The organism is Cryobacterium sp. TMT2-18-2, assembly GCF_004402245.1.
GTDB classification, from domain to species: Bacteria; Actinomycetota; Actinomycetes; order Actinomycetales; family Microbacteriaceae; genus Cryobacterium; species Cryobacterium sandaracinum.
In genome coordinates this window covers 404,006-413,843 of record NZ_SOFU01000036.1, presented here as the reverse complement: position 1 = coordinate 413,843, position 9,838 = coordinate 404,006, and the positions used below count along the sequence as shown (strand labels likewise).

10 protein-coding genes and 1 pseudogene are annotated in these 9,838 nt (G+C 63.0%); 3 read left to right on the top strand and 8 right to left on the bottom strand.

Features of this window, described 5'->3' with window-relative positions; translation table 11 throughout:
* The 5 genes and pseudogenes from E3O22_RS16455 to E3O22_RS13045 form a co-directional block, all read right to left on the bottom strand.
* A pseudogene (locus E3O22_RS16455) lies at positions 1-113 on the bottom strand (IS481 family transposase); the annotation flags it as partial.
* Positions 114-620: 507 nt separating this feature from the next.
* On the bottom strand, positions 621-2,123 hold the full coding sequence (locus tag E3O22_RS13060) for a hypothetical protein (protein WP_134397108.1): 1,503 nt from the start codon (positions 2,121-2,123) through the stop codon (positions 621-623).
* A gap of 21 nt (positions 2,124-2,144) precedes the next feature.
* A complete protein-coding gene (locus E3O22_RS13055) occupies positions 2,145-3,458 on the bottom strand; it encodes a DNA cytosine methyltransferase (protein WP_134393762.1) in 1,314 nt (437 codons plus the stop codon).
* Positions 3,459-3,641: 183 nt separating this feature from the next.
* Positions 3,642-4,427 carry a hypothetical protein gene (locus E3O22_RS13050; RefSeq protein ID WP_134393761.1) on the bottom strand — a complete coding sequence of 262 codons (786 nt, stop codon included), beginning with the start codon at positions 4,425-4,427 and terminating at the stop codon, positions 3,642-3,644.
* Entirely contained in the window at positions 4,424-4,969 is a 546-nt protein-coding gene (locus E3O22_RS13045) for a hypothetical protein (RefSeq protein WP_174722065.1), read from the bottom strand. The genes E3O22_RS13050 and E3O22_RS13045 overlap by 4 nt, the downstream gene beginning before the upstream one ends.
* 128 nt (positions 4,970-5,097) lie before the next feature.
* Between E3O22_RS13045 and E3O22_RS13040 the strand changes: the two genes are divergently transcribed.
* Positions 5,098-5,724 (top strand): NUDIX domain-containing protein, encoded by a 627-nt coding sequence (locus tag E3O22_RS13040; RefSeq protein WP_134393760.1) that lies wholly within the window; start codon positions 5,098-5,100, stop codon positions 5,722-5,724.
* Between the two features lie 132 nt (positions 5,725-5,856).
* Here the strand turns inward: E3O22_RS13040 and E3O22_RS13035 are convergent, their stop codons facing one another.
* A complete protein-coding gene (locus tag E3O22_RS13035; protein ID WP_166784650.1) occupies positions 5,857-6,654 on the bottom strand; it encodes a nuclease-related domain-containing protein in 798 nt (265 codons plus the stop codon).
* Between the two features lie 190 nt (positions 6,655-6,844).
* Here E3O22_RS13035 and E3O22_RS13030 point away from each other — a divergent pair, with 190 nt between their 5' ends.
* Complete coding sequence (locus E3O22_RS13030; protein WP_134393758.1) at positions 6,845-7,855, top strand: NYN domain-containing protein; 1,011 nt, start codon at positions 6,845-6,847, stop codon at positions 7,853-7,855.
* Positions 7,856-7,930: 75 nt separating this feature from the next.
* On the opposite strand, the gene E3O22_RS13025 is transcribed toward E3O22_RS13030, so the two are convergent.
* On the bottom strand, positions 7,931-8,407 hold the full coding sequence (locus E3O22_RS13025; protein WP_198410615.1) for a cupin domain-containing protein: 477 nt from the start codon (positions 8,405-8,407) through the stop codon (positions 7,931-7,933).
* Positions 8,408-8,534: 127 nt separating this feature from the next.
* Positions 8,535-8,618 carry a topoisomerase DNA-binding C4 zinc finger domain-containing protein gene (locus tag E3O22_RS16780; protein ID WP_104171472.1) on the bottom strand — a complete coding sequence of 28 codons (84 nt, stop codon included), beginning with the start codon at positions 8,616-8,618 and terminating at the stop codon, positions 8,535-8,537.
* Between the two features lie 40 nt (positions 8,619-8,658).
* Between E3O22_RS16780 and alr the strand changes: the two genes are divergently transcribed.
* On the top strand, positions 8,659-9,825 hold the full coding sequence (alr, locus tag E3O22_RS13015; RefSeq protein ID WP_241976643.1) for an alanine racemase: 1,167 nt from the start codon (positions 8,659-8,661) through the stop codon (positions 9,823-9,825).
* Positions 9,826-9,838: the final 13 nt, after the last annotated feature.

Sequence of the window (9,838 nt, the reverse complement as noted above, 5' to 3'; positions counted from 1 at the left end):
TGGAGCCGTTCGGCGACCCGGGCTTGAGCCCAACCGTCGTTCACGACGAGCTGAACCAGCTTCAGCCGGCCTCCCGGGGTCAGCGGGGCGTTGGCATGAGTAACGTAAGAGATGAGCGCCTCCGTTGCATCGTGTTGAGTGTGGTAACCCAATCGATACTGGAGGTCCTCACCTTTTTAGCTCACGCCACGCTCACAACCTGTATGGGAACAACATCTAGGCCGCGAAGTCACCATTTGTTGCCCAGCTCTCTTGCAGCGCACCGGCACCGATCACCCAGCACCTGGCTCGGGGTCTCGCTCTTGATATGGGTGTAGGGCTGGCCGTGGGTCAGATCCATGGATATACGAACAGCGCCCGGCCCTGACGCGTGATAACCCTTGGGACTTCGTCATTGCCCATAACGACTCGAAGGGCGCGGACCGTGCCGATATCCGGATGACGGGTTGTATCGGCCCAGTCACCGTCAAAAATTTGCGGTAGAAACCTGACGGGGTTTCCCCTCATCTTGACTAAGTTTCCCCGGCCAGCTTCATCGACCGGCACCTCCTGCGGTGAAAACTTCTGGCTCTCGACGAACCTCTGAATTATTTGATCCAGTTGATTCAAAGTCCTATCCATCAGTTCGACCTTTCAATCATCAAGATCCCAGCGTCGACGAGGGTAGTTACGTCGCCGAGCTTGCGAGCATCCTCGAGTAACGAGCCGTAGTTGGGGCCGAAGCCTGGTGTGAGCAGATACTCAACACCAGGAATCATGGCGGGGATCGCGGCACTCTGCAGAATAATCTGATCAAGCAAGGAGTACTGGGCTACAATCATCCGTCTCTTCTCATGCACCTCAAAGGTGGCACCGCGGTATTCCAGCCACTCGTCGGCCACGAGACCGATAAGCACGCTTTGAACGTCGGTTCCCGGGGCGGAGTGGTCCGCGATCTCCTTGGTGAGGTTTACTTTATTCACGCAACCCTCGTAGACCCGAAGGGTGACGTCAAGCGGTGTGACTATCTTAGATTTCTGCATTATTCGCCGGAGTCGCACAGGGATGGAACGAAGTTGGAAGAAGTCGTCGGTGTCGGCCGCGAAGAGCAGGTGCGTCAGGTCCTTCCGGAGAGAGGAGCAGTAACCTGCTCCATCCACGAGCTCGACAAAACGAGCATCGGGGAACAAGCGTGCAGCGTAGGCACGCGCTGCACTTGCCTGATCAACGTTTTTGTGGGACACGGATCCCGAGTCACCCGCATAGAACTGAGACTGGACGAATATTCGATCGGTCGCGCCTGGCTTGAAACAAGGTATGACGAAATCGAATCCCCGAGTCTTGTCATCGGTGACAGGCTGCAATACCCGAGTTCCCTGATCGCCGTTCACGACCAGCCAATCTGAAAGTGCAATCGCTGTCACATCACTGACATTGAAATGCATTCCCGGTTCCAAGCCCCAGACCAGCAAGGACTGTCGGACGAATGCTTCGGGGTCGTGCCCCCCGGAAGCTGCCACCGATCCACGCACCTGGAATGCAACCAGCGGGGCGAGAAGTAGTGCACCGCCACCATCCGCCACTTCTTCTGCATGGCCAAACGCATCGACCAGTGCCGCGAGTTGAGAGACGTCGGTCTCGTGGGCGAGAAGAAAATCCATGTACTCGGCGATAAGGGCGGCTGCAACCGCTCTGTCACGCTGCTGAAGGCGCACGGCCATTTTTACAATGTCGACACTCTTTATCGTGAACGGCACCGCTCCATACTTCACACCGCCAGCCCTGGCCATGGGGAATCGCTCGCCATGTCGTTTCCGGAAAGAGATCGGGTATTGACACTTGACGGCGTTGTCTGACTTTGCAGTTGCCAGGTATATCGCCGTTACCAGTGCCGCGAGTCTTTCTTCAGCAATAGCGGCGTCTGGTTCCGCAAGACACGATTCAATTTCTGCCCGCACTGACTCGGCATGACCCGAACCGTTTCGCGCCGTGTGCCAGGAAAGGGCTGCCATAACCCCGACCAACGAGGCTAGTTCATCTCGGAACTTATCGGTTTGCCTAATATCGCCAAGACTCGGTGTCACCCATTGGTCAAATTCTGCAATTATTTCTTCGCGCGAAAGAATAACATCTGGCAACCACATCTAGCTTTTAGAACCTGCCCTCTACGCGGCTATGTCGCGTACCTCAGCCTCGCATATTGCAAGTACCGTCGAAGCGATCTGCTCCGCCAACAACGGTGGCACCGCGTTTCCAATGAGCCGATATGCATCGACCCTATCGATCCCTGCCTCCTCGAAGCAAAACGAGTCCGGGAACGTCTGAAGGCGAGCGACTTCTCGGACCGTGAAGGCTCGATTCTCGACCGGATGGACGAAGAAACGCGGGTTATGGAAGTTAGTCAACACCGTGGGTGAAGGTTGGTCCGCAAGTGGTCGCTTATAGATACCTGATGCAAACATCGCCCCCGAAACCTCCCATTTTTCCCCCAAACGCTTCAAGAACTTGCGTGCGACGAGCGCATCCAGCTCAAACGCCATCAGATCAGAGCCCACCAGTTCCCGAAGCGTGTCCAGGGATAACGGATTGCCATTCGGAATGGAGCCATACTTTCGATGGCGACGATTCCTAACGACTGTTTCCAGAATGGTGCGTTCCCGGGCTGTGGTAGGTCCGAAAGCCTCTGGGATGTCCCATGTACGAACGCTGTTCTGATCGTGGCGGGCGTTGCATAGTTTCTGCCCGGGACCAATGGCCCGGATGATGGTCAAGTTCTTCTTGTTTACGACTGTCTCCATCTCATGATCGGGCATGCCGGGCCTCAGAGAGTCGATTGCGTCTGCGATCGATCGAGGCGAAAGTAGATTTGAGGCCCAGCTGGGATAGTCGTAATGAATGACCTTTTCCCCGTTCCGATTCAGCCAACGGTGAGTGGCGATAGGCCAAGGTATGTGCTGGTCCTGTGAGGCATCATCAAGGACACCGATGATCACAACTCTCCGTCTGTGCTGGGGGATACCGAACCATGCGGCGTCAACGACCTTCCACTCAACTTTGTAGCCCACCTCTGCGCAGTCCGCCACGATCTGGCGCAAGAAAGAGCCTTGAAAATTTTGCGCCAGGCCATCAACATTCTCAGCAACGAAAACCCTCGGTCGGAGAACCCCCAGGGCAGTAATCATTGCCTTGTAAAGCTGGTTACGAACGTCGCCTTGCAACTTTGGACCAGCCTTTGAGAAGCCTTGGCAAGGAAAACCGCCCAACAGCACATCGCACCTGACCAGCTTTCTCAGCCGGTCATCGAAAGTTGCATCAGTTACGTCCAATAGCTCCGCATCGTGACCCAGGTTGTACCTGTACGCACGCACGGCAGCTTCGTCATTGTCCGACGCGAAAGTGATATTGAAACTCGGGTTTTGAAACCCGAGATCGAGGCCCCCGCACCCCGAAAAAAGACTGACGACATTCAACGGTTCCATTCCTGAACTCTAACGTTTCGCCCTGACATACCCGGTCCGAACCGGCTCCCAGTAGCCTCGCGGCCAAGACAAACAACACGGCAAGCCCCCACGGGCCGTTCTTTCGGGTCAGAGCAAATCGATCAAGCTAGTTCCCGACACATGCACGAGGAGAGCGCCGGTTGACCCTTGACAAGGGTGTCATCACGGGAGGTACGGGCCCAGAACGCGGGCCGTGGTGAGGGCGAGCTTGCGGTCGATGTACTCGTAGGCCGGCATCAGTTCGGTCGCGCCCATCACTGTGTGGATCACTCCGGCCGCATCGAAGATCGCGATCGGCTCGAGGTTGCGCAGCAACGCCCAGAACGGCTGGAAGAAGTGGATGCCGCGTCCGGTCGCCACAACCTGCTGGAGCGCCGCTCGCGCGTACGCATCGCGCGCCTCGAGCGCGGTCGGGAACGACCGGAAATACGGGCAGTCGGGGTCGTCAGTCGGCATCATCGGGGCCGGCACTGCGTACCACTCGTGCCGGTCGTCGACCGCGGTGGCGAGCGCACTGGCGATCACCCGGTAGGTGAGCGACCGCGGCGTGGTGACCGGCGTAGCCTTCGGGATGCCGAGGCCGGTCGCCACCTCGATGCGCTTGACGGTCTCGTGCGGGCTGATGGCCGCCATCATCCCGATCCAGCTGATGCGGGTCACGACGCCGTTGACCAGGAACTTGCAGCCGCCGACGAGATCCCACTGGATTCTCATGCCGTCCTGCTCATCGTGCACGATCACCAGGCGGCCGTCGCCGGGGACCTCATGGCCCGAGATGCGCAGGTGCGGATGCCGCCGCACCAGTTCGCTCGCGATCCACCACACCTGCGCGGTGAGGAAGCGGTCGGCGGGCGGGTTGTACTCTTCGAAGCCGTCGCCCCCGTCTTCGCCGTCGTCGTCGTTGGTGACGAAGTTGTTGCCGGAATCGTTTGATGCCGCGTCGCTCATGCTGTTGTCTCCTCGGTGGTCACGTGTGCAGCGGCATCCGTCTCTGGGAATGGTTCGGTGTCGGTGGCGCTCAGCCGAACGATGGCCTCGCGCAGGAACCGCTTCGGCGCCGCCGCGGGCAGCGCTGACACGATCTCGGCGAGCGCCCGCCCGATGGGCACGCCCCGGTGCAGGGCCGCATAGAGCGCTGCGACCGACGGGGTGCGGCTCTGCGCCTGCGCGCAGTGCAGCAGCACCGTGTGTCCCTCCGCCCGCAGCGCGGCGATGGCGTTCACGGTGTCGACGAGAACGACGTCGAGATCGGGGTTTTCCGCGGGGTCGTCCTTGTCGATCAGGCGCACCTGCAGGTGATGACGGATGCGCGCCGGCACCTGCCTGCTGCCCACCCGGCAGAGCGAGACCACCGCGTCGATCTCGTCAGGCAGGGTGTCGAGCGCCCCGGCCGCGCCGAGCCAGGTGCCATCGTCGTGGGGGTGGCGGATCAGCGTGGAGACGTCACCGAGGTAGGCGTAGTCGAAGCGTTCCGGACGTGTGAGAGTCATGCGTGCCCCCCGGCGATTTCCAGCTGCGGGTGGGCGGTGTTGGTTCATCTGGTCCCCTTTGATTCGGGTTTTGATTCGATCAAACTTGATCTATTCCCAACATAGATCAACCCTGCGACAATTAGCTAGTGACCGCAATTAGAGACAGTTCAGACAAGCTTCTGACCGACTATCCGCGACCGTCGGTGGCGGTGGACACGGCGGTACTCACGGTGAAGAACGGCGCGCTCTGCGTGGCGCTCGTGCAGAACAAAACGGGCTGGCGGCTGCCGGGAACCTTTGTGCACGAGCGGGAGACGCTGGCGGAGGCTGTGCTGCGGTCCCTGCGCGATAAGGCCCGGATCGAGGGGCTGCGCCCGCGCCAGTTGCACGTCTTCGATGACCCCGACCGGGACGACCGGGGCTGGGTGATGTCGGTGGCGCATTTTGTGGTGGTGCCGGAGGCATCCGTCGCCCAGGTCGACCTGACCCCCGTGGCCGAGGTGCACGGCCCGGTGTACGACCACAAGACGATCATCGAGATGGCGGTGGGCACCCTGCGCGGGTCGTATCGCGCGTTCGCCGACCCCGAACGGCTGCTCGGGCCAGAGTTCACGCTGCTCGAGCTGCTGCGGCTGCACTCGGCGATCGCGGGCGAGCCGCTCGGCAAGGACACGTTCCGCCGGCACATGCTGGGGCAGCTGGTGGAGACGGATGCCTACCAACAGGGCGTGGTCGGCAAGCCGGCGAAGGTGTTCCAGCACGCGGCGGGGTGAGGCGGCCTGCTCCTGGCAGCGCCGTGAGATTCCGACCGGATGGACCTCGCTGACCACAGACTCAGAAATGGTGCGCGTGTGATGCATACAGGGTTTCGACGAGCACTGCGGTTTCGCTCCCAAGATTCCTGATCATTGCGGCCCGCCCGTCAGGACGGCGCCGAGCACGGCCGGCAGCAGCAGCCACGCGCCGAAGGCTGCGGCGCAGAGTGCGAGTGTGCCGCTGAAGCTCCACACTCTCCGCCGGGTTCGCGCCGCGAGAACCTCGGCATCGAGCGCGTTGAAGCGAGCCAGCACGTTTTCCGTGGGCGGGAACAGCGGGGCCGGCCACGTCGCCGGGTCGTCGATGATCGCGGCAAGCTCCGCCAGGTCACCGGCGTTCAAGACCACGGGACGCTTCACAAGCCAGCGGCGCAGGCCAGCGGCGGCGGTGACTTTCACCTGTTCCGGCTGCACCTTGACGGTCAGCGACTTGGGGTTGACCAACGCGAGCACGGGTTGCGCGGCGGGGAGCAGCGGCATCCGTTCTCGCAGCAGTTTTGTGACCCGACCTGCCTCGGATTCGGACTTGGAAATGTAAGGATGCCTGTGCCCGGCCACCATGATGGTGCGCCCGGCCACCCAGACGGTCTTGCCCGCGTGGTGCTTCGTGTTGATCGTGAAGATGCCGCCCGGGCCGATGACGATGTGGTCGATGTCCGAGCCCTTCTTGCCGATCGGCAGGGCGTGGAAGGACGTCCACTCCGGAGGCAGAGTCGCGAGGATCTGGCCGACCACGATCTCGCCTTTGGCACCCAGATACCAGCTGACGCTGTCGCTGCGCAACGGAGAGTTGCCGCAGAGCCGCGCGAACGTGCTGCTCGGTGGCGTATCGGCGTGCAGCCGCAGCAACTCCTCGATGACCGCCTGGGCCGCAAACTGCTGCCTCATTGTTTGCGCGTGAATAGTCATCGTTCCCCCGTTCCCCCGCGTCGAATCTAGCGGTTGGTGTGGTCTGGTATCGCGTGGGCGGCATCCCCAGAACGGGCTCGCAACGCCAGCCACCCAACTCTGAGAGACTGACTGGCGGGGGGACTGGCGCGATGCTCGTCACCGGCATCGACCCAATGAGGAGCAACGGATGGCTGAGCAGTCCCGCGAACGAGTCGGCGTCTACCTGGACTTCGACAACATCGTCATCTCGCGTTACAACCAGTTGCACGGCAAGAACCAGTTTGCCAAAGACAAGGCGCGCAATCACGTGTCGTCGAATCCCAGGGCCGACGCTGAGGTGACCGCGCGCATCCACCAGGCCATGATCGACGTGGGCGCCGTGCTGGATTATGCGTCGTCGTTCGGGTCAGTCGTGGTCAGCCGCGCCTACGCCGACTGGTCGGCGGCGGTCAACGCGAGGTACCAGCGCCAGCTCACCGACCGCGCTGTCGACCTGACGCAGCTGTTCCCGACCGTCTCGTCGCTGAAGAACGGCGCAGATATCCGGTTGGCCATCGACGTCGTCGAGGACGTGCTGCGGCTCACCGACCTCACCCACGTCGTCATCGTCGCCGGGGATTCCGATTATGTCCCGCTCGCCCAGCGCTGCCGGAGGTTGGGCCGCTACGTCATCGGCATCGGCGTGTCCGGCTCGACGAGCAGTACTCTCGCGGCCGCCTGCGACGAGTTCGCCGACTATGACTCCCTGCCCGGTGTCACGAGTGCGGCCACGCTGATTTCTATGCCGACTGCGGCTCCGGCCTCGGCTGCGGCCCCGCCCGCGCCCCCGCCAGCGCCCCCGATCCCGCCGGCCAAGGAGGTTCCATCCAAGAAGACGGATGCCGCCGCATCCGTGGCTCCGCTTCCTCCCGTTTCGGCCGCAGTGCCCGCACCCACAACCGATGCCGCGGCCACGCCCACGGCCAGGAAGGCGGCGACTCCGCTGCTGCTGCGAGCGATGGAGCTGCTGGCAAAGAACGACCAGGAGTGGCAACACGCATCGGCGCTGAAGCTCCAGATGAAACGAATGGACCCGTCTTTTCAGGAGCGGGCGCTCGGCTTCACCCAATTCTCCGATTTTCTGAAATCTCGGTCTTCGGTCGTTGAGGTCGAGCAGAAAAGTCCGGCCAGCCCGGTTCTGCTTCGCCTGCGAGCCTGAGCCGGAGCCGGACGGTCTCTCACCAGCGTCGAGAGGGGTCGCCGGTGCCTCAGAAGACGAGCCCGTGCCGCTGCATCAGGGGCATGGTGCCTCGAAGTCGACCTCGCAGCCGTATTCGGCCGCCAGCGGCGGGAGCGTCACCGGGTCGTACTCGCCCCCCGGTTCGGCCAGCTGGCGGAAGAGCTGTTCGATTCCGCCAGGCACGATCAGCTCGAGCACCCGCAGAGGCTCTTCGCCGGCATTCCAGAAGGTGTGCCAGCGACCCCTCGGCTTGAAGACCAGGTCGCCCGGCGAGGCAACGACTTCGTCGCCGTCCTCGAAGACTCCGAGCCGCCCGGCAAGCACGAGACTGTATTCGTCTTCCCGGCTGTGCCGGTGGATCGGTGCCGCGAGGGTGCGCGGCGCCAGCAGGTGTTCCACGACCGCGATAGCTCCAACCGAGTCAGCACTGTCAATGAGGTACCGGTCCAGAGCGCTGGCGTCTCCGGTCGACTCGATGTCGCGGGCAGTCTTCACACGGATGCCGGCCGACCCGGCTCGGTTCACGTTCATGATTCCTCCTCCTAGTGCGGGGACAGCGGGGTTGACGCGTACAGTGCGAACGCTAGGCCGCCCCCAGCCGATTGGATACCGGGATGGCGCCCCGGTTGAGGTCATTTACGACCCGTCACGGGCGCGCTCAGGTCAGCGCAAGCGTGCTCTTGCACCGCGGATACCTGCGGCATCCCAGGAACGGCCCGCGCTCGCCGGTGCGCTCAGCCATGAACGCAGGGCCGCACCACCCGAGGGTTAGGCTGCAACGTGTGATATCAGCAGCCGTGCCCACCGCCACCGAACGGCTGCCGGAGCGCGCAGCCGTGATAGACCTCGACGCGATCAGACACAACGTTCGCCACCTCGTTGCGCTCGCCGCCCCAGCCCGGCTGATGGCGGTCGTCAAAGCGGACACCTACGGTCACGGGGTTCTCCCCGTCGCTCGCGCGGCGCTCGAGGCGGGAGCGGAGTGGCTCGGCGTGGCACACATATCGGAGGCACTGGCACTCCGCGCTGCGGCCATCCCGGTGCCGGTACTGGCCTGGCTGAACACCACAGACAGCGACTTCGCCGCGGCAATCGCCGCGGACATTGATCTCGGATGCTCCGGCTGGGAGTTGCCGCTCATCGCCCTGGCCGCGCAGCAGCAGCAAAAAACCGCACGCATTCATCTCAAGATTGACACCGGTCTGGGCCGCAACGGCAGCACCCCCACGGAGTGGGCCGACCTCGTGGCCCGCGCCCGACAGGCGGAAGCCAGCGGATCTGTGACCGTCGTGGGCATCTTCTCGCACCTCGCGGTGGCCGATGAACCCGACCGCGTCGAGACCGACGAACAGGTTGCGGCATTCACGACGGCCGTTGCTGTGGCGCAGGAGGCGGGGCTGAGCCCGATGGTGCGGCACCTCGCCAACAGCGCCGGCACGCTGTCCCGCCCCGACACGCACTTCGATCTGGTGCGGGCGGGGCTGGCCATCTACGGCCTGTCGCCGTTCGCCAACCAGACCTCGAACGACCTCGGATTGCGCCCGGCGATGACCTTGCGCACGCTCGTATCGGTGTGCAAAGACGTTCCCGCCGGACAGGGCGTCTCCTACGGGCTCAACTACCGCACCACGGCCCCGACCACGCTCGCCCTGATTCCATTGGGCTACGCCGACGGCATTCCACGCAGCGCCACGGGAGGCCCGGTGCGAGTCAACGGCGTGACCTATCCCGTGGTCGGGCGCATCGCCATGGACCAGATGGTCATCGACCTCGGTGACGCCGCACTCGTGGCCTCCGGCTCGTCGGTGATCGGTGCCGAAGCGGTGCTGTTCGGCCCCGGCGACGACGACGCATCCGTTGACGAGTGGGCGGCGGCCGCCGGCACCATCAATTACGAAGTGGTCACCCGCATCAGTCCCCGCGTGCCCCGCGTCTACCGAAACGTCTGAGACCAATCCGGGC